The organism is Acinetobacter sp. ANC 3929 (genome assembly GCF_000369405.1).
Classification (GTDB): domain Bacteria; phylum Pseudomonadota; class Gammaproteobacteria; order Pseudomonadales; family Moraxellaceae; genus Acinetobacter.
In genome coordinates, this window is the sequence record NZ_KB849994.1 from 185,956 (window position 1) to 205,990 (window position 20,035).

The 20,035-nt window shown below is 39.5% G+C and carries 17 protein-coding genes and 1 pseudogene; 7 read left to right on the plus strand and 11 right to left on the minus strand.

The features are described 5' to 3' along the window. Positions 1–66 precede the first annotated feature (66 nt). A complete protein-coding gene (locus tag F909_RS18790; RefSeq protein WP_171067251.1) occupies positions 67–711 on the plus strand; it encodes an RluA family pseudouridine synthase in 645 nt (214 codons plus the stop codon). Positions 712–855: 144 nt separating this feature from the next. Next, positions 856–3,693 (plus strand): RNA polymerase-associated protein RapA, encoded by a 2,838-nt coding sequence (rapA, locus tag F909_RS18785; protein WP_005145119.1) that lies wholly within the window; start codon positions 856–858, stop codon positions 3,691–3,693. A gap of 57 nt (positions 3,694–3,750) precedes the next feature. Here the strand turns inward: rapA and dps are convergent, their stop codons facing one another. The 3 genes from dps to fabR all read right to left on the minus strand — a co-directional run bounded on the left by dps (position 3,751) and on the right by fabR (position 6,269). After that, positions 3,751–4,248 (minus strand): DNA starvation/stationary phase protection protein Dps, encoded by a 498-nt coding sequence (gene dps / locus F909_RS18780; RefSeq protein ID WP_005145121.1) that lies wholly within the window; start codon positions 4,246–4,248, stop codon positions 3,751–3,753. Positions 4,249–4,464: 216 nt separating this feature from the next. Then, positions 4,465–5,481 carry an AI-2E family transporter gene (locus tag F909_RS18775; RefSeq protein WP_005145126.1) on the minus strand — a complete coding sequence of 339 codons (1,017 nt, stop codon included), beginning with the start codon at positions 5,479–5,481 and terminating at the stop codon, positions 4,465–4,467. A 92-nt stretch (positions 5,482–5,573) separates the two neighbouring features. Then, positions 5,574–6,269: an HTH-type transcriptional repressor FabR gene (gene fabR, locus F909_RS18770; RefSeq protein ID WP_005145127.1), complete on the minus strand. Its 696-nt coding sequence runs from the start codon at positions 6,267–6,269 to the stop codon at positions 5,574–5,576. Positions 6,270–6,409: 140 nt separating this feature from the next. Here fabR and F909_RS18765 point away from each other — a divergent pair, with 140 nt between their 5' ends. Both F909_RS18765 and F909_RS18760 read left to right on the plus strand, forming a co-directional pair. After that, entirely contained in the window at positions 6,410–7,477 is a 1,068-nt protein-coding gene (locus F909_RS18765) for a ferredoxin reductase (RefSeq protein ID WP_005145129.1), read from the plus strand. A gap of 14 nt (positions 7,478–7,491) precedes the next feature. Further along, entirely contained in the window at positions 7,492–8,586 is a 1,095-nt protein-coding gene (locus F909_RS18760) for a fatty acid desaturase family protein (RefSeq protein ID WP_005145130.1), read from the plus strand. Positions 8,587–8,638: 52 nt separating this feature from the next. Here F909_RS18760 and F909_RS18755 read toward each other — a convergent pair whose 3' ends face one another. Continuing rightward, positions 8,639–9,106 carry a hotdog fold domain-containing protein gene (locus F909_RS18755; protein WP_005145131.1) on the minus strand — a complete coding sequence of 156 codons (468 nt, stop codon included), beginning with the start codon at positions 9,104–9,106 and terminating at the stop codon, positions 8,639–8,641. A gap of 111 nt (positions 9,107–9,217) precedes the next feature. On the opposite strand from F909_RS18755, the gene F909_RS18750 reads away from it, so the two are divergent. Further along, positions 9,218–9,850 (plus strand): TetR/AcrR family transcriptional regulator, encoded by a 633-nt coding sequence (locus F909_RS18750; protein WP_005145132.1) that lies wholly within the window; start codon positions 9,218–9,220, stop codon positions 9,848–9,850. A gap of 26 nt (positions 9,851–9,876) precedes the next feature. Continuing rightward, positions 9,877–10,338: a GFA family protein gene (locus F909_RS18745; RefSeq protein ID WP_005145133.1), complete on the plus strand. Its 462-nt coding sequence runs from the start codon at positions 9,877–9,879 to the stop codon at positions 10,336–10,338. A gap of 54 nt (positions 10,339–10,392) precedes the next feature. On the opposite strand, the gene F909_RS18740 is transcribed toward F909_RS18745, so the two are convergent. From F909_RS18740 to F909_RS18715, 7 genes and pseudogenes are all read right to left on the minus strand, one after another. Continuing rightward, positions 10,393–12,084, minus strand: a complete 1,692-nt coding sequence (locus F909_RS18740; RefSeq protein ID WP_005145135.1) for a T6SS phospholipase effector Tle1-like catalytic domain-containing protein — start codon at positions 12,082–12,084, stop codon at positions 10,393–10,395. A 12-nt stretch (positions 12,085–12,096) separates the two neighbouring features. Then, on the minus strand, positions 12,097–12,519 hold the full coding sequence (locus tag F909_RS18735; RefSeq protein WP_005145138.1) for a hypothetical protein: 423 nt from the start codon (positions 12,517–12,519) through the stop codon (positions 12,097–12,099). Between the two features lie 102 nt (positions 12,520–12,621). After that, positions 12,622–13,044, minus strand: coding sequence for a hypothetical protein (locus F909_RS18730; protein ID WP_005145140.1), 423 nt, complete (start codon positions 13,042–13,044; stop codon positions 12,622–12,624). Positions 13,045–13,146: 102 nt separating this feature from the next. Next, the gene (locus tag F909_RS18725) at positions 13,147–13,572 is read right to left on the minus strand and encodes a hypothetical protein (protein ID WP_005145141.1); all 426 of its coding nucleotides are present in this window, start codon (positions 13,570–13,572) and stop codon (positions 13,147–13,149) included. Positions 13,573–13,728: 156 nt separating this feature from the next. Next, complete coding sequence (locus tag F909_RS18720) at positions 13,729–14,634, minus strand: DUF4123 domain-containing protein (RefSeq protein WP_005145143.1); 906 nt, start codon at positions 14,632–14,634, stop codon at positions 13,729–13,731. Next, positions 14,635–17,262: pseudogene (locus F909_RS0120075) on the minus strand (type VI secretion system Vgr family protein). Between the two features lie 232 nt (positions 17,263–17,494). Beyond that, positions 17,495–18,196, minus strand: a complete 702-nt coding sequence (locus F909_RS18715; protein ID WP_005145146.1) for an SIMPL domain-containing protein — start codon at positions 18,194–18,196, stop codon at positions 17,495–17,497. 465 nt (positions 18,197–18,661) lie between these two features. On the opposite strand from F909_RS18715, the gene F909_RS18710 reads away from it, so the two are divergent. After that, entirely contained in the window at positions 18,662–20,032 is a 1,371-nt protein-coding gene (locus tag F909_RS18710) for a diaminobutyrate--2-oxoglutarate transaminase (RefSeq protein ID WP_005145147.1), read from the plus strand. The last annotated feature ends 3 nt before the right edge of the window (positions 20,033–20,035 follow it).

Sequence of the window (20,035 nt, forward strand, 5' to 3'; positions counted from 1 at the left end):
TTGTAATTCAGCGCCAAGCTTTTTATGATTGCCCGCTTGTTTTCATCCAGTCGTTGGAAGGCTACCTTGAATGATTTTCTAAGTGAACATTTGATTCATCGTGATGAAGATTTTATGGTCATCCATAAACCTGCAGGCTTGCTCACCGTACCGGGAAAAACACCTGATTTACAAGATTGTTTGATCAATCGTTTATTAGAATTAGAACCGAAAACCTTACTGATTCATCGTTTAGATCGTGATACCTCTGGTATTTTGGTATTTGGTTTATCCAAATTTGGACAAAGTACCATTTCTCGTCAGTTCCAAGACCGTCAAACCTCAAAAATTTATCAAGCTTTGGTTGCAGGGCATTTAGAAGGTCAGGGCACCGTCGATATTCCTGTGATTTATGATCCAAGCCGTCCGCCCTTACATATCGTAGATGCGTCTTATCACAAACCTGCATTAACAGAATGGCAAGCGATCGAACATTTAGAAATTCAAGGACAAGCGGTCACCCGAGTCAAATTAATTCCGATTACAGGTCGTTCACATCAGCTTCGTGTGCATATGCAATATTTAGGTCATCCGATTCTTGGTGATACCTTATATGCCACACCCGAACAGCAACAGCTTTATGCGCGTTTGTGCTTACATGCAACGCAGTTAAGCTTCACTCATCCTAAAACAGGTACACAACTGACATTTGATTGTTCTGTACCGTTTTAATCTAAAAACTTTTTTATGAAACACGATGTGATGCACGCTATTTGGTTGCGCTTTGTGTCAAAATACATCGCTTAAAACTACATAAAATGCCTTAACTTTTAATTGAGTCAGGGCATAAAATATGTAGGCTAACATGAGATAAAGGTGGAAAAATTGCAGCAATTTGCTATTGGTCAACGTTGGTTATCAGATACAGAAACTGAACTCGGTCTAGGGGTTCTTATTGATGTAGATGAACGTTCTATCAGCATTTTATTCCCTAAAAGTGATGAAACTCGTGTTTATGCACGCAACAACGCGCCTTTAACTCGCATCATCTTCAATGTAAAAGATGAAGTGCAAGACCAAGAAGGCATCAAGTGGATTGTTGAGTCGATTGAAGACCGTCACGGTGTTCTTCGTTATGACGTTGTTCGCAACTTAGACAATGGTGAACAAGAGCGTAAGGCACTGAATGAAACCCGTATCGGTGCGCAAATCCAGCTGTCAAAACCTTTAGAGCGTCTGTTAGCAAGCCAAGTCGATTATAAAGAATGGTATGACCTGCGTATTGAAGCGATGTTGTTGCAAGCACAAATGCATACCAGTCCTTTACGCGGTTTTTTAGGTGCTCGTGTTGGTTTGATCCCACATCAATTGTATATCGCACATGAGGTCGGTAAACGTTTTGCACCACGCGTTTTGTTAGCGGATGAAGTGGGTTTAGGTAAAACCATTGAAGCTGGTTTGATTATCCATCAACAACTGAAAACAGGCCGTTCAGAACGTATCCTGATTTTAGTACCAGATTCATTGCAATATCAGTGGATGATTGAAATGCGTCGCCGTTTCAATCTGCAATTCTCTCTGTTTGATTTAACCCGTACTGCTTCGATTAAAGAGCACGATCCTGATCTAAATCCATTCCTGACTGAACAATGCATTATTGCCAGTGTCGATTTGATGGTTGACCATGATGACTTGCGTGAGCAAGCCATTGAAGCAGGTTTTGATTTGCTTGTGGTCGATGAAGCACATCACTTGATGTGGAGCGAAGAAGAAGGCGGCAATGATCGCTATGATTTGATCGAAGAGTTGTCTGAACAAACGGCGGGTGTATTACTGCTCACCGCAACACCTGAGCAATTAGGGGTTGAAAGCCATTTTGCGCGTTTACGTTTACTTGATCCGCAACGTTTCAGCAGTCTTGATCGTTTCCTTGATGAAGAAGAACAATATCAACAAACTGCAAAAATTGCAGAAGTGTTGATGTCAGATGAAGCATTAACAGAAGAGCACTTAGCTGCGCTTGAAGGCTTGTTGGGTCATCGTATTGATGATCAGCCTGAACATCGTATGCGTGCGATTCATGAATTATTAGACCGTCATGGTACAGGTCGTATCTTATTCCGTAACACCCGTGAAGCAATTCAAGGTTTCCCTGGTCGTGATTGCCAACCTGCACCATTAGCAGCACCAGAAGACTGGTCTTTTGATGGCAAAATGCGTGAGCAAATGTGGCCAGAAGAAGGTCAACTTGATGGCGCATGGATGGAAAACGATCCGCGTGTGCCTTGGTTGATGGAAGTGCTGCGCAAAGATTTAAAACATAAAAAAGTGTTATTGATTGCTCGCAGCGGGCCAGTGGTAGAGGCATTGGAAAATGTTCTACGTCTACATGCAGGCATTCGTACAGCAATGTTCCACGAAGGCATGAGTTTGTTGGAGCGTGACCAAGCAGCGGCATATTTTGCTGAAGAAAGTTATGGTGCACAAATCCTACTGTGTTCTGAAATTGGTTCAGAAGGGCGTAATTTCCAGTTTGCCAGTGATTTAATTTTATTTGATTTACCTGCAAACCCTGATGTACTTGAACAACGTATTGGTCGTCTGGACCGTATTGGTCAAGAGAACCGTATTCAGATTCATGTGCCGTATTTAATTGGTACAGCACAAGAGCGCATGTTCCGTTGGTACAACGAAGCGCTCAATATTTTCAGCAGTATTTCTCCAACCGCGCAAACGCTACAAGAGAATTTTATTGTTGAGTTAAAAGATTGCTTGCTGGCAGATCAAGGTCAGACTTTTGAAGATTTACTTGAAGAAGTGAATGTACAACGTCAGGCATTAGAAGCTGAGTTACAAGCAGGTCGTGACCGTTTGCTTGAGTATAATTCATGTCGTCCAGTGGTGGCGCAAGGCATTGTGCAAGCCCTTGAAGATTATGATGACAACACGACTTTGCCAATGTTCGTGAAGCGTTTCATGTCATCAACCAATATCGATTTTGATGAGCAAAGTAACGGTACGGTGATCATTAAGCCGACTGATCAAATGCAAGTTCAAGGAATTACCTTGGACGAAGAGGGCATGACGGCAACCTTCTATCGTGATCAGGCACAAATCCGTGAAGATGCACAATATTTGACCTTGGAACATCCATTTATTGAAAGCGTGATGGAAATGATCCGCACACAATCATTTGGTAGTACCAATGTTGCCTTACTGAAATCCAATGCATTGAAACAAGGTTCGGTGTTATTGGAAGTATGGTTTAAGGTCGATGTGGTTGCACCAAAAGCATTGAACCTGCCATCAAGCTTACCGAAGCAATTGATTCGTGTGTTGCTCAGTGAAAATGGTCAGGACTTATCTGCCAAGATCGATCCAAGCATTTTACGTCCGTACCTGCATCATCTAGATGGCAATAGTTGCCGTCAAGTGGTGAAAGCACGTCGTGACGTGATTGAAACTCGCTATGCGCAAGCTTTAGATATTGCAAAAACCTCTTTGCCAGAATTGATGCAACAAGCCAAAGAGCATTACAGTGGTAAATGGCAATATGAGATTGACCGTTTAACTTATCTCAAGCAATTTAATCCAAGTATTCGTGAAGATGAGATTGAGCGTTTACAGAAATTCCAGAAAGAAGGCCTTGGTCTATTGGATGGTCTATCTGTGACACCAGAAGCGATTCAGGTCTTGGTTGTGGTTAAGCCATAACCGAGGCATAAAAAAAGAGGACTTGAATGGTCCTCTTTTTTTATGCAGTGAATAAACTTAGTCTTGATCGATATTGGCTTCCAAGAACCATAAATATTGATCTAGATCTTCGAGTGCCGCATGCAGAATATCTTCGGAAATTGGATCCTGAATTTCTTCAATGGTGTCACGTAAGTGATTCGCGACCACACCATAACGATCTGCCAGTTCTTTTAAGTGATCTTGTACCGCATGAATGGCGACAGGATAGGCTTTCAGATGCGATGTTTCCGCAACTGTCTGCGTTGTACCTAACGCTGTTCCACCAATTTGAACCGCACGTTCTGCAACATTGTCTAAATGAGTGATCAGCGAAGTGCGGAACATATCCAACATTTCATGCACTGCAATAAAGTTGCTACCCCGCATGTTCCAATGCGCTTGCTTGGTCAATAATGAAAGATCAATCAAGTTGGCAAGGATTTGATTTAATATTTTTACTGTGGCCTCTTTGATCGAGTCATCTAAGTTATTACGTGTATATACTTTTAAAGCTTTTGCTGCTGAAGAACTCATAGTTACCTCATTCAATTATAATGTGATGAAACATAGTGAATAAAAACCATTCGATTCATCACTAGCTTATCCCTTGAATCAGCACTTAAGTGTTTTCATTTTCTAGGCTTTTGTAAGTTTGCTTATCATCAATTTTCTTTTTGATACAACCCGTGTGAATTCAGATTAAATGATGATGACATCTGTTAAATTGCATCTATGTGAATTGAAAATTTCTTAAATCAATCCTGCGTCTTTGCATTCTAATTTAATATAAGCATAGAAAACTGGCGCAACAATGAGTCCACTTAAGCCAAAAATCGACTCAAAAATCAGCATTGCCAACAACACTTCCCATGCACTGGCATTGATTTTGGTGCCAATGATTTTGGCATTTACGAAATATTCAAGTTTATGAATAATCACCAAATAAGCCAAGGCAATCGCTGCGACAGATAAGGAAATCGTCAGGCCAGCCATGATGATTAAGGTATTGGAAATCAGGTTTCCAATAATAGGCAATAAACCAAAGATAAAGGTCAGGATGGTGAGGGTTTTCGCAAAAGGCAGGTGAATGTCAAATAACGGTAGCACGATAAAGACAAAGATCATGAACAGTGCTGTATTGATCAGAGAAATCTTGACCTGAGCGAACACGACATTTTTAAAAGAAACCGATAGCTTTTGAATACGATGTAAAATCGCGGCTTTGAATACAGGCTGCGGCGCATGCTGTTTGAAATTTTGGATCGAGACCAAGATTCCGACAATCAGACCAATCACCATGGTGGCCAAGTTATGCAGAATATCGGTGCCCGTATTTTTCACAATGGAAATATTATTTTTGATAAAAGACAAAATCTGATTTTTGATATCGGCAACGCTATGCGGCAGATAACCTGGCAGATATTGACTCATTTCAGCCTGAAACTTAATCAGGGTTTGATCAATTTTAAAATTGAAGGAATTCAGCCCAGTCCCTTTTAAATCATAGATCACAAAACTAATCAGACTGGTGATAAAAAAACCAATCAAGAAGGTGGTTAAAACCCCAAGAATAATACTGATAAAGATACGTGCGCGTTGCCCATCAATATGTTTTTCGACAATCGAACTTAAGCTGTTAATAATTTCAAAGATCAGAAAGCCTGCAAAAAAACTGGGCAGTAGATGCAGGGGAATGACCATCATTAGAAACAAAAACATCAGAATGAAACTGGCGATGATGCTTTGACGGTCACTGAGAAGATTCATGATCTATATGCCTAATTTAGCTTGTCATTATAATAGCGGACAAAGATACAATTTTTGTTACATTCAGTTTTAGTTTAGGCCGATGCAAAGCATTAATCAATTTCCATTTCATTGATATGACGTGCACCTTCTAAAATCATGCGGATCATGATCATGGTTTGTTCTGCCACTTCAGTACGCTGTTCTATCGGCAGATCAAGCACTTTTGCGCCCATATTGAATACCAGTTGAGTAATGGCTTTAGCAACAAGATCAGCATGACTGATTTTACTGTTATTCATTTGCTCTAAACGAATGAGGTCTTCTTGAAGCTCTTGCTGAAAGAAGTTCAGTTGACGGTCAACCGCTGCTTTATAAGAGGTCGAACCGGTGTAACCTTCACGGAGTAATAAGCTCAGATTTCCTTCATCGGTATTTAATTGTTGAATAAACACTTCAACCGAACTACGGATAATGCTTTGTTGTTTTGACGCTTGTAAGCGCGCTTCACGAATAATACGGCGGAGTACCAAACCAGACTGATCAATCAGCGCGATTGCGAGTTCATCAATATCTTTGAAATGACGATAAAAGCTATTTGGAGCAATACCTGCTTCACGTGCAATTTCACGCAAGCTAAGTGAGGCGATACTTTTTTGCGGACCAATCAGACTCAGTGTGGCTTGAAACAACTCTTCTTTGGTAATGGTTGCTTTTCTACCCACTGAGCGCACAGGAGATTTCATAGGAATGACATCTTGTTCATTTATGTTGTCATGGCCGAGCGGTAAAAAAGAAGAATGAACCATTGTTTTCAATATATAAGTAAGCTACTCGGGATTATAACGATTGTCGGTGTACTTGTGAAATGTAAATTCTTATACGAGCGTATATACAAATATATATACATATGTATAATAATTAACAAACAACCAGAGTAAACCTGCTCATGCAAGCAATTGAAAAGAGAAATTCTCTATTTAATTCGTTGGCTCAAAGTGTAATGAACAGCCATGACGCCAATTTTTGGTTACAGAAAATCAATCCATTGTGGTCAATTAATCAGTCTCTTGCCAAAATCGTAAAAAAACAAATCGTGGCAAAAGATACCGTCAGTCTTATTTTGCAATGTAATCGACATGTCATGCGCGGAGTTGCAGGGCAGCACCATCCCGTTACGGTTGATATTGCGGGACGTCATTACGAACGCACCTATAGCTTCATGCAGGTAGATGCAGATCATCTTTGTTTAACGGTTAAAAAAGTTGATCAAGGTTTAGTGAGTTCTTGGCTGGTTGAGCAAAGTCAAACAGGTGATATCTTACGTTTGGGGCAACCTTATGGCGAGATGCAGCAGTCAGTTGTAACACCTCATTTGGTATTACTGGCGGCAGGTAGTGGTATCACACCGATGTTGAGTTTGATTGAAGGTCTATGCCAATCCAAACAATTGAACAAAACTGCTGTGCAATTGATGTATTGGGTGAAAACTCAAGCGGATGCTGCATATATTGAGTATTTCAAAGAAGTCTCTGAGAATTTCTCTCAGTTTAGTTATCAAATTTTTTATACACAGGAACAGGACCAGCGTTTAAATCAAAGCCATGTTGATCAATTGACTGCTTTAGATCAAACCACGGTTTATGCTTGTGGGCCATCTGGTTTTGCGGCTACAGCGGAAAGTTTGTTCCAAGACGCAGCTGCACTGCAAACAGAAGCTTTTAGCTTAAGCCAGTTGGGTAGCGATACAGCAGAAACGGGTTTTATCAATGTTACGTTGACCCAATCAAATAAAACTGTTGCGATTCCAAAAGGACAATCGATTCTGGCTAGTCTTGAGCATCAAGGCATCAAGCCCAATCATGGCTGTCGTATGGGGATCTGTAATAAATGTGCCTGTAACAAAGCACAGGGCGCGACTAAAAATTTATTGAATGGGACTGCCAATAGTGAACCAACGCAGTTATTAAAAATTTGTGTCAATTCAGCCCAGTCTGATCTTGTGATTGATCTATAAGTGAGAAATTGATTATGAACATGCCTGTTAAAATTGAATTTTTTAAAAATCCAAAAAATCGTGATTTAACTGCTGCTGAGCTAGATGCTTTTGCTCGTGAACTTGATCAGATCAAACAAGAAGTGCTGGATGATTTGGGTGAGAAAGACGCCAAATATATCCGCCGTGTTTATTCCACCATTCGTTATAGCAGTATGCTTGGGCGCGCTTGCTTATTCTTGGGTTGGTTTCCTCCAGCATGGTTACTCGGTACAGGCTTACTTGGTTTTGCCAAGATCATGGAAAATATGGAACTCGGTCATAACGTCATGCATGGTCAGTACGACTGGATGAACGATCCTAAATTCAATGGTCAAACCTATGAATGGGACACGGTTGGAACCTCAGATAACTGGCGTCAAACCCATAACTATAAGCATCATACTTATACCAATGTAAAAGGCATGGATGACGACGTTGGCTATGGTGTATTTCGTTTGTTCCCAGAACAACGCTGGTCTAAATTTACCTTAATCCAACCGATGTATATTTTGCCATTTGGGTTGTTATTCCAGTGGGGAGTGGCAATTCAAAACCTAGAATTGGGCAAAGTGGTGTATAAACGTAAAACCATGACTGAGTTCAAACAAGAGTGGCAGCCTGCACAGAAGAAAATTTTAAAGCAGATGTTTAAGGATTATGTGTTCTTCCCATTGATTGCGGGGCCTGCAGCACTTCCTGTTTTTACTGGGAATTTGGTGGCGAACGGGATTCGTAATGTTTGGACATTCAGCATTATTTTCTGTGGTCATTTTACCAAAGATGTAGAAGTGTTCCCTAAAGCGGTTTTAAAAGATGAAAGCCGTGGACATTGGTATATGCGCCAGATCCGTGGTTCATCAAACTTGACTGGTTCAGAAGCTTTTCATATTTTGACAGGGCATTTGAGTCATCAGATTGAACATCATTTGTTCCCAGACATTCCTGCGCGTCGCTACCGTCAAGTTGCACCTAAAGTTCAGGCAGTCTGTGAAAAATATGGTCTGCATTATAATAATGCGAGCTTTGTGAAACAGTTTGGTGAAGTCGTTGGTCGTATTTTTAAATATGCACTGCCTTTCAAAAAATAAGATGTAGCATTAAAAAAAGCCCTGAATACTTTTGCTTCAGGGCTTTTTTATTTTATTTCTTCTTTTGGGAAATCCACATGGTAATGGTGGCATGAAAAACTTTTTCATTGTGTTGATCAAGCACATCAACATTTACTAAGTATTCACCTGCTTTTTCCCAATCATAATCAGGTTCAACAGGTGTCGCGGTCGCGATCAGATCAGTTTCAGCCTTCTTTAAATATTCAACGGTCATGCCTTTCGGAATCCAGCGATGCGTGTTAGGAACCGTCACCTCGGTCATGGTGCCACCAGCAAGTTCGGCCATATTACACATCGCAATCGCGTGAACCGTACCAATATGATTGAGCACATTCCGTTTTTTCTTAATGGTGATTTTACAAGAATTGGCTTTTAATTCCTTGAATAAGGGAGAAATGCTACTGAAATAAGGTGCCTTTAAGCAGAGCATGCGGGTAAATGTCCATTTCCCAGCAGGCAAGACAGATACTTTGTTCCATAGATCTAGAGTTGAGGCCATGACTAAACTTCCTTTAACAGAATTAAATTCTTTTACAGAATATAATTCTGTTTACAAGTTGTGGTCAAGTCATACACAATAGTTCCGACGATTGGTGAATTTGATTAAACTATGCAAGCAGCTCAACAATTATTAGAACGTTTATATCCACAACGTAGGTCATTATTAAAAAGACAAATTTTGCTGGATGCTTTGTCATGCTTTATTGAATATGGTTTGGAAACCACTAGTATTGAAATGATTCGGGGAAAATCTGACAGTAGTGTGGGGGCGATTTATCATCATTTTAAGAATAAAGATGGCGTCATTGCAGCATTGGTGTTTGCTGCTTTAGATGATCAGGCCCTGCTACGAGATCAATATTTACAACAAGCAAAATCGCTTAAAGAACTGCTCTATGCGTTGATCTATAGCTATACAGATTGGGTTTCCGATCAGCCTAAGTTTGCACAGTTTTTATTACTTGCCCATTTTAGTGTGCGGCAGGGTGAGTATGGTCAACAATTAAATGATAAAAATAAACTCAGGAATCAAAAAATCGTTGCGTATGTTTCAAGCTATGCCGATGCTGCATTATTAAAATCAGTGCCAGCAGAGTTGATGATGTCTTTGGTCATTGGTGCAACAGAAAGCTATTGTCGTGCTTGGCTCTCTGAAAAAGTTGTGACCAATCCTAAAGCATATCGAGAAACTTTAGCTCAGGCTGCTTGGGATTCATTGCAAAATCTAGCCCAGCATCAATAAAACAAAAAAAGATCAGGAAAAAATAGATGTCAGCAATGAAAGAACAGCAAAAATATACAGGAGCGTGTTTATGCGGAGCAGTGGTTTTTCAGCTGAATCTGAAAAAAATTAAAATGGTGTATCGTTGCTATTGCAGCCTATGTCGTAAGCAGAGTGGAGCTGCTTCCAATGCCTCAACCTTTGTTCAAGCGGAATTATTCCAATGGCAGCAAGGCGAGTCGTTGATTCAAACCTATGTCAAGGATACAGGCTTTACCAGCAGCTTCTGTACCAAATGTGGTTCACCAGTACCGAATGCTTTAGCTATCAATCAAAAGGTGATGTGGATTCCTTTAGGATTGATTCAGGAGGATTTCATCCCCGAGCTTGAATTAAATTTTTGCGTGAACTCTAAGACCAGTTGGGCCGAAACTCATCAAAAACTTAGTGAGTTTGATGAGTTGCCGAATATGCTGGAGTTGACTGGTTATTTTAAGATGAATAACTAAAAGCAGAAAACGGGTGTTTTCTGCATTTAGGTTGTGGAGATTATTGTGAGGTCGTTAAGAGGCAGCTAACAATTGCTGTTCTTTCTGAGCTTGTTGGTAAGCATCAAAAAGCTCATCTTGTTTAACTTCTTGATTCACCACACTACATACGGCTTTATCTTCAGCAGTTTTTTGGTCGACTTCTTTCCCTTTTCCGCTACGACGGGACTCGTAAACTGTTCTTTGACGGAAATAACTAAAAGGCTCGGCATTGCTCATAAAACCATATTTAGAGTCATGTATATAGTTTTGATAAAAGTCCATGATCTCTGGTGTAGAGCCGTTGCTCCAGCTCTGAAATTGCCAATCCGCAATTCCTAGGTAATATTCATAGGCTTTGGAAACAGGGGATAATAATCTAAAGATATTTATTCCACCTGGACTCTTTGATTCCGTAAGTTTTCTTAGTTTGTCTAATCGTTCTATTTCAGTGGCCATATCAGAAGGACCAATAGGAATAAACTCACGGATTTTATTATCACTACGCGCTTGTTGGCTGACAGAAGCAGTTTTTTGTTCCGCTAAAGCACCATACGCCGCATAATAGACTTTCATGGAAGTGATAATTTGGTCCTGAACTTTTCCTGTCGCTGGCATTTGTGCTTTTACCGCATCATACAGACGCTGTGTTTCGTTCTGAATTTCAAATTGTTCAGCAAATAATGCCCCGTATTTTTCTTTTAATTGATTGTAGTCAAACATTCGGACACCTGCACTAACAGCATCTTCCAGCATGTCTTTCAGTGGAATACGGGCAAAGTTGTCGTTTACATTCTGACTGCCAGGCGTGTAGCCACCTCCCACATCAGAATGCATGCCTGGATAAACGAGTTCTTTCCAGTTTGAATTGGCAATTTGCCCATTTTCTTTATGAATTAAATCAACAGGGAAGGCAAAGCGCAGCTCATTTCCTGCAACATGATGCACACACATTTTGACGCGTTCATCAATGACCATATCCCGACCTTCAAAGGTCAAATTATTATTTAAGTTGGTTGCGGGTAAGCCAAATGAGGCCACGGTATCAAAAATTCCCATAAATTTAAATTCAATGGGGTATTTTCCTGTACCGTAGGTTAAACCATCGCAATCAGATTCGCATTGCCACATAAATTGATTGGTAAAAGCACGTGCTAAAGCGGCACCACGAGAGAAGCCAAATGTAGAGATATTGATTTTTTTAATCAGACGATGTTGCTTTAAACTTTTATCGACCTCTGCAAAGCTATACACTTTTTTTTCATTGGCATATTTACCTGTGTCTATTTCTGCTTTTTTCGCATTGATGATCATGACTTGCTTTAACGCATCATTCAGTTGGTCTTCGCCGTAATCTAAACGTCGACTTCCCCCAGCACCTGTTCCACCTCCAGTTACAGAGTTATCTCTAGCCCAAGCATACGCTTTTTCAAAAATACTTAACTCACCATTAAAACGTGTGCCTACGCCTGATACATAGATTGCATAATTATTAGTTAATTTGTTATCTAGTTCTTCCTGTTCTTTCAATGTTTGAGCATTTCGCCATAATCGAGCTGGATTTGACCATTTCTTTTTTTCTTTATCAGCATCTTTGTTATTGCCTGTACCATCAAAAAAAACCGAAATATGGACTACATCGGAACAATCTTGTTTTGCAGTAGGTGGTGTATTGGAAACATCACTATTAGTTTCTACTGTGCGTTTGATAATCGTCTTTGTAAACATTATTAAACTCCGTTACTTATTATTTCTCATTTTTTCTTGCCATTTTAGACCTTTTTCGGTTGGATTTGGCCAATTGTTAGATGTCGTAATTTCAACTGTATCATCTGGGTATAAATGTGCCGCTAAATATTTCTTACCTTTTAATTGCTCTTTCGTAATAATTACTTGATTTTTAGCAGAGTGGATTTCACCTGTTTTTGCATCTTTCCATGTAATAGTTTGTGGTCCAACTTTTACAAGCGATGTATTCATGCCACTACCAAAACCAGCTCCTATTTCATGATGATTTAATTCAACCATGTAGCTTACATAAGTTGGATCATACTTAAATGAGGTAGTAGCCATAGAATATGTTGCATTTGGTCCAATACCAGCACAGCCCGCAGCACTAAAAACTAAGCTGATAGGGAGGAGGAATATCTTCTTTAGATTCATGGTAATTCCTTATTTTCTTTAAAATACTTAATCCATATAAACTTATTTGGTTTATATGGATTAAATAGCTTTAATCGTCTTTATAAACATTATTTAGCTCCATTATTTATTTTTATTTAGTCTATCGTACCAAGCATCACCTTTTGTAGTCGGATTTGGCCAATTATTGGATGTGGTAATTTCAATACTATCATCGGGATATAAGTGTACTGCCAAGTATTTCATTCCTTTAAGGTCTTCTTTTGTTAGGCTGACTTCATTCTTAGCATTATGAACTTGCCCTGTTTTTGCATCTCTCCATGTGACAATTTGAGTTCCAACTTTTACGGGAGAAGTATTCATAGATCTTCCATAACCTCCGCCTATTTCTGTACCATTTAATTTCACCATATAACTTGCATACGTTGGATTATAATTAAAGGATACTGTTCCCATATTATAGGTTGCATTTGGTCCAATGCCTGCACACCCAGCAGCACTGAAAACTAAGCTGATAGGGAGGAGGACGAGTTTTTTTAGATTCATGGTAATTCCTTACTTGCTTTAAAATATTTAATCTATATAAACGTATTTGATTTATATAAATTAAATAGCTTTAATAGTTTCTGAGAAAATTATATAAGCTCACTATCTATTATTTTTTAATTGATTGAGCCATTTAGTACCTTTTTTAGTCGGATTTGGCCAATTGTTAGATGTCGTAATTTCAACTGTATCATTTGGGTATAAATGTGCCGCTAAATATTTCTTACCTTTTAATTGCTCTTTCGTAATAATTACTTGATTTTTAGCAGAGTGGAGTTCACCTGTTTTTGCATCTTTCCAAGTAACAGTTTGTGTTCCAACTTTTACCGAAGATGTATTTATTGAACTTATAGCTCCACCAATAATATGATTGTTTAACTTAACATCATAAGTATTGTAAGAGGGATTGTAATTAACGGATGTTGTTCCAATATCATATGTTGCATTTGCTCCAATACTGGTACAGCCAATTAACCCAAAGATAAGGATAAGTATTAAAATTCCTTTTTTATGATCAATCAGTGTCATGACTTAAATTTGTCCATATACCCAGTTGCCGATACAACCAGATAACATCGCAGATATGATGATAAGTGTAAAAAATAATACTTTGTGATTCATTTTCTCTCTTGGTAATCTATTTCGATCCATTGTAATAAAGCCTATAAAATAAATTGAATTATATTAGGCTGTTTTCGCCATTACGTTATTCATGACGTCATCCATTGTGAGCTTTTTATCTTTCAAATGAATCAATTGATACTGTAAATCATGGTCTGACTCAAATTGATCTTTATAAATCAGCTTTAAACAGATGAAATTTAAAATATCACGTGTACCAGATAGATTATACGTTCTTGCTTCTGGAATACTCTTAACCACCAATTGATATAATCTATCAGCATCAATTTTATCGACTAGAAACGAGTTGTTAAGTTTGAGGTAATAGATGAGGTTATCGGGAAAGGTAGCCTCGACCATCATTTCTTCTTGATCAGCAGAAAAATGTAGTGGTGTTTCTACACGTGGAAGTACTTCTACACGCTGATTCAAGCCAAATATGCCTTGCAAGTTGCCTGAACGATCCCAGTACCACCAACTTTGAATTGGTTTAAGCAAAGCTTCAATTTGTTGTGGGTTAAGTACAGGGCCTTGTACATATAATGTTGTATCTGCTTTATGGCCAACTAGAGTTGCTAAGATTAGCGGATCCCAAAAAGCCAACATCATTTCTAGGCCACCTTCGAATTCGACATCTAAAAAATGGCGTAAGTGTTGATATAAATAATCAAATGACAGGGGCGTGATAATAATCGTCATTCTGGTCGTGCCAGCAATATTCTTTTCTATCCACTCCCATTCAAGCGCAGTAAAGTCTTTTGGTAATTGCAGTAAATGAGGAGAGATTTCTCTTGCCTTTTCGCCACCAGCTTCTTTCAAAAGGCATTTTTGTCTTAAGTGCTCTAAAACTTTTAAGAATTTTTTATCCTGCGCCGCATCGGCCAATGCATAAACGTTTAATCCAACTTGATCCAGTGGATACTTTTCAAATGTTTTAAATAAGATTTGGAGACTTTGATTGCTCAGCATTTACATTCCATCTCCTTTATTAATAAAAGCACCACGTTGTGCGGCCCGTCGAGCGAGGCATTCCCAGCAAATATTATTGGGGAACAAGGGGAGTGTAGGACTTTCACTTGCACCCGCTATAAACAGGTGCTGACCTGCTTTGGCGGTAAATTTATTTGGCGTAATCACAGTGACGCCCTCACCATTGATTTTTAAGGCACTGTCTTTTGCTTTAAATACAATTTCGGTCGGGCTATGAATTTCTACTTTGCCTTCAGATGAGGTTATTTTGATGTCTAGTCGCGCAGCAACATCCAATACATTGTCTTGTGACTGTAGTTCAAATTTACCTTTTGCTGCATAAACTTTTAGGTCTTCTTCACCAGCAAAAACACTGACTTTTTTCTTGGCATTCAAGATAAGGTGTTCATCTGTACTGACATTGACTGATTGTCCAGCACCCATAGTGATACTGTCCAAAGCATTGATATGAACATCTTTCCCAGAAACTAACGATATGCTTTCTGGTGATGCTAAGAGCATTAGGGCATCTTTGGTTGCTTTTAAATCAGACCATTGTGATTCAATTGTTTTGATATATTGATCGATATTCGCAAGCATATCAGCAGCTTCAGCTTTCTGTTTAACTGCATATTCGGAGAGAGCTTTCATACTTTCCAAACTTTCCGTGAAGTTTTGGACGGCTTCTTTTGCCTCTAAATGTATATCAGTTGCTTTGTCTTGGACAAATGTTGAGATATAGAGTCCTTTACTTCGAATAGCACCTGCATCATCGGTTCTGAGTTCAAAGCCTTCACCACGACCATCACTTTCAGCTGTGTCTTTTGGATGGCTTAAATTACCTAAATTAAGTTGGGTTGCACCATGACTGCTGTGTAATTGGGCACTGATTTGTCCTGTCGTATCATCAAATCGTAGTTGGTTATAGCCTTCGCCACCAACTTCTTTGGAGCGGATACCGCTAAGTTTTTTGGTATCGGGAAGTTGGCCTTTAATGTCAAATTTGGTTGGTGAACGTTGTGCTTCATGAATACGACCAGTCACAAAGGGACGATCGATATTGCCATCAAAAAAGTCAATCACCACAATTTCATCTTTACGTGGTAAAAAGCGTGCACCATAGCCTTCACCCGCCCAAGGCGTCAGAACATCAACCCAAGCTGAATCGGTATCACTGTCATTTGAACCTGCACCACCATCGTGTGCATGGTCTTCTGTACGTGTAAATAAAAAGCGAACCTTGATTCGACCCCATTCATCCACATGGATTTCTTCACCGTCACTGACAACTTTGGCTCGTTGTACATGTGCAGTTGGACGGTGAGTCAATGGATCATATTCAGGGACAATTTCAATTGTACGACGTACCACCATTAGTTCGTTGGCTTGGCGTTCTTGTTCACTGTCTTTACTTATTGCCCAATGGCTTAAGTTTAATAGTTTCTCAACTTGATCCTTGATATCTTTGGGTAGGTTATTCTGATTATAAAAATGCTTGGTCAGGATCAAAAATTCTTTATCATTTTGACTATGATTCTTCTCTAACTCTGGATGATCACTTAACTGAAACCAATAGCCAACTTGAGTATCACGCACACTACTATTTGCGACGAAATATTTTGCCTGTAAAGCCTGATATTGATTCAGCTGTTTATTGAGTTTATCTAATTGTTTATTCCCTGAAGCTGTTGCCTAATCTTCTCCTTTTAGATCAGTAATCCAAGCAGGTGAAATACTCCATGCTTGTTCCAGACTCAGACTTTCATTATCTCTTTGGGCACTGTGTTGATGTGAACTGATCACTGAACCACTTGCATCTTCTTGGCTTAGACTATCTGCTTGCCAACGTTGTACATGAATGGCGGTGGGCTGCAGTTGGCGTTGAGCAATAAAACTGGTGATACTGTCTGACTGTTCTGTTGCATTAGAACGATGATATCGAATGGTTTGACGTTCAAGTGCTTTAAATTGAGCATTGTCATCAATCAGGCGTAACAGTTGTGGCTCGATACTCTGGCTTGGATTTGTGGCAATATAGCTCGATTCATCAATTAAAAAGTTGATTGACTCCTCGCGTAACAACCGTGTCAGATAGGCATAATCACTTTCATTCGACTGCATAGAAAAAGGGCGGATGTCATAATCTTTGGTTAAGCCACTGCTATCCAGTTTTAAACTGGCGGCAAATAATGAACTCTTGCTTTGCCATTCCTTGAAAATGATTTCGCAAATCTCTACCGCACTTTTGTTCATAAATACGCGGCTATTGCGACGTTTATGCCATAAGCTGGTTGCATCCTGCATGGTGAGTCGATATAAACTCAAAGCACCATCGCTTTGTCCTTGACTTGCGCCTGTAATTATTCCTGTGGTTCTAAACAGTTGTCCTGAATCTGTGACTTGATCAACGGCAACCTGACAGCCAATAAATTGTTTTAATTCGATATATGGATTACTTGATAAGCAGATCAGTTCAATGGATAAACCATCATTGAGACCATGATAACCGTCAAGGCGTTGTAATATGACTTGAGTGTTAAGTTCTATATTTGAAAAGTGTACGCTGATCGCACGTTTTTGAGCACCAAACCCTAATTTATCCAAGACACCAAAGATATTATTCAACATTATTATTGCCTTATTCTTGATCGGGGAAACTTAGCAGAAAGACCTGTCTGTTACAATTCTAAACTGTTTTCATTTTGTTTCATTCAGATTCCTTGTTTTGCATGGAAGGGGAAAATTATCTCTAAATAGATATTCTTTGTGCCTTATTTAATACTGAGTTACGAGATTATTTTTAAATGAAAATAAGAAAAAACCGTGCTTGAGCACGGTTTTGGTGGGTATGGAGTTAATTTTATTTAAACTGAATTGAACCGTTGGCGTTAACTGTGATTTTAGATTCGCCCGCTGCCATATCCTGAGCAGGTGCCGCTTCTGCCATGGCAAATTTTGCCATACCACCACGCATCATTGGTTGTGGGAAGTAATTGCTGGTATTTAGATTCAAGCTGACCAGATTGTATTGGGCTTTACTCCAAGCTTGAGTAATCGCTTGTGCGCGCTGCTGGAAGTTTTTCGAAGCTTCAATCATCAGCTCATTTTCAACTTTTTTACGCTGTTCATCAGACACTGTAAAGTTAATCGATTGCGTTTGGAATGTTTGTTGTAACTCACTGATTAATTGGCTCGCTGCTTTAAAGTCTTTACTTTCAAGTTGGATCTCGGCACGAGCGCGCCATTCTTTCAGTTTATTACTGTCATTGTCATACACAGGGTAGGTGCTTTGTGCACCTGTTTCGACTTTCACTTGTGAATATTTACGTGAAATTGCTTGCGCCTGATTCATCAATTGATTGATCTGATTTGAAAGCTCAGCAGGTTGTTTGTTGCTTTTCTCGATAAAAAGAACGGCACGCATTTCATCATTTGCGACCTGACGTGAAGCGTCCGCTTGGATATTGACGATATTGTAGTTCAAGTTTTCTGTCTCGTGAGCAAAAAGGCTTGGGCTGAGTGCTGCCCCGATCATCATTGTTGCAAGTGCTAAAGTACGCATAAAAATGTCCTTAGAATTTGGTATCGAAAATTTATTTTTACAAGATTGATATTAAAAAGAACTCATGGTGAACTTCTGCATATTTTGTGGTGACTTTGTAAGAGATTAGCAGTGTTTTGCAACAGAAAAATAAAACAAAAAATATTAAAAATTAAAGGATTATGTGGGTTGTTTTGACCATTTATCTAAAAATAGAAGTCCGATTAAAAAAAGCTTACTTTCTTTAGCTTGTCACATAGTATGATGATAATTCATCATACTTATTGGAACGAAGCATTTTTTCAATAAGATTAGATGAACGTAAGACATAAAAAGTGTTTATTTTATTTCAAAATTAGGTATCATCTCGCTCCTAGTTGAAAGATATAAAATTTGTGTCTCACTAGATTCTAAAAAGCACCGAGTCAAACGACCGCAAGTCACCAGACTTATTTCTTTTACCCATATCAGAGATGGTAATTCGATATGAGCGTTACTTCTGTAAACCCTGCCACTAATTCTACTAACGAATACTACCTGACTCGCCAAAGTCAGATGGAATCCAATGTTCGTAGCTATCCACGTAAATTACCATTAGCGATAGCCAAAGCATTAGGTTGCTGGGTTACTGATGTTGAAGGTACTGAGTACCTCGACTGTCTAGCTGGGGCAGGAACATTGGCTTTAGGTCATAACCATCCTGCGGTAATTCAAAGTATTCAAGATACGCTTGCAAGCGGTCTCCCATTGCATACTTTAGATTTAACAACGCCTTTAAAAGATGCATTTACTGAAGCATTACTTGAGCAATTACCAGGTGGTAAGGAAGAGTATTGTCTACAGTTCTGTGGTCCATCTGGTGCAGATGGTACAGAGGCAGCAATTAAATTAGCGAAAACCTATACAGGTCGTAGCACCGTGATTAGTTTCTCTGGTGGCTACCACGGCATGACGCACGGCGCACTTGCAATGACAGGTAACTTGTCTGCCAAGAATGCGGTGAATGGCTTAATGCCTGGCGTACAGTTTATGCCATACCCGCATGAATACCGTTGCCCACTTGGTTTAGGTGGTGAAGCGGGTGTTGATGCTTTAACTTATTTCTTTGAAAACTTCATCGAAGATGTTGAAAGCGGTGTGACGAAACCTGCTGCTGTGATTCTTGAAGCAATTCAAGGTGAGGGCGGTGTAGTGACTGCACCTGTAAAATGGTTGCAAAAAATCCGTGAAGTGACTGAAAAGCACAACATCGTTTTAATTTTGGACGAAGTTCAAGCTGGTTTTGCACGTTCAGGTAAAATGTTTGCCTTTGAACATGCAGGTATCGAGCCTGATGTTGTGGTGATGTCGAAAGCGGTAGGTGGTAGTTTACCACTTGCAGTATTGGGTATTAAACGTAAGTTTGATGCTTGGCAACCAGCAGGTCACACCGGTACTTTCCGTGGTAACCAACTTGCAATGGGTACAGGTTTAGCTTCACTTCAAGTGATTAAAGAACAAAACCTTGCTCAAAATGCGCAAGAGCGTGGTGACTTCTTACAAGCTGAGTTCAAGAAACTTGCTCAAGAATTCCCATGTATCGGTAACGTACGTGGTCGTGGTTTGATGATTGGTGTTGAGATCGTTGACGAGCGTAAACCAGCGGACCATATGGGTTCACTACCAGCTGATGCTCAATTGGCTGCTGCAATCCAGACTGCTTGTTTCAACAATAAATTATTGCTTGAAAAAGGCGGCCGCAATGGTACGGTCATCCGTTTACTTTGCCCATTAATTATCAATCACGAAGAATGCGTAGAAGCAGTTGCTCGCTTCAAGAAAGCTGTTGCTGAAGCATTAAAAGCAGTACGAGGCTAATTC

Bases quoted from the DNA above. Each gene is read 5' to 3' on its own strand.
- dps (WP_005145121.1), bottom strand. From the start codon at position 4,248: ATGAGTTCTTCAGCAGCAAAAGCTTTAAAAGTATATACACGTAATAAC.
- F909_RS18775 (WP_005145126.1), bottom strand. From the start codon at position 5,481: ATGAATCTTCTCAGTGACCGTCAAAGCATCATCGCCAGTTTCATTCTG.
- fabR (WP_005145127.1), bottom strand. From the start codon at position 6,269: ATGGTTCATTCTTCTTTTTTACCGCTCGGCCATGACAACATAAATGAA.
- F909_RS18765 (WP_005145129.1), top strand. From the start codon at position 6,410: ATGCAAGCAATTGAAAAGAGAAATTCTCTATTTAATTCGTTGGCTCAA.
- F909_RS18760 (WP_005145130.1), top strand. From the start codon at position 7,492: ATGAACATGCCTGTTAAAATTGAATTTTTTAAAAATCCAAAAAATCGT.
- F909_RS18755 (WP_005145131.1), bottom strand. From the start codon at position 9,106: ATGGCCTCAACTCTAGATCTATGGAACAAAGTATCTGTCTTGCCTGCT.
- F909_RS18750 (WP_005145132.1), top strand. From the start codon at position 9,218: ATGCAAGCAGCTCAACAATTATTAGAACGTTTATATCCACAACGTAGG.
- F909_RS18745 (WP_005145133.1), top strand. From the start codon at position 9,877: ATGTCAGCAATGAAAGAACAGCAAAAATATACAGGAGCGTGTTTATGC.
- F909_RS18740 (WP_005145135.1), bottom strand. From the start codon at position 12,084: ATGTTTACAAAGACGATTATCAAACGCACAGTAGAAACTAATAGTGAT.
- F909_RS18735 (WP_005145138.1), bottom strand. From the start codon at position 12,519: ATGAATCTAAAGAAGATATTCCTCCTCCCTATCAGCTTAGTTTTTAGT.
- F909_RS18730 (WP_005145140.1), bottom strand. From the start codon at position 13,044: ATGAATCTAAAAAAACTCGTCCTCCTCCCTATCAGCTTAGTTTTCAGT.
- F909_RS18725 (WP_005145141.1), bottom strand. From the start codon at position 13,572: ATGACACTGATTGATCATAAAAAAGGAATTTTAATACTTATCCTTATC.
- F909_RS18720 (WP_005145143.1), bottom strand. From the start codon at position 14,634: ATGCTGAGCAATCAAAGTCTCCAAATCTTATTTAAAACATTTGAAAAG.
- F909_RS18715 (WP_005145146.1), bottom strand. From the start codon at position 18,196: ATGCGTACTTTAGCACTTGCAACAATGATGATCGGGGCAGCACTCAGC.
- F909_RS18710 (WP_005145147.1), top strand. From the start codon at position 18,662: ATGAGCGTTACTTCTGTAAACCCTGCCACTAATTCTACTAACGAATAC.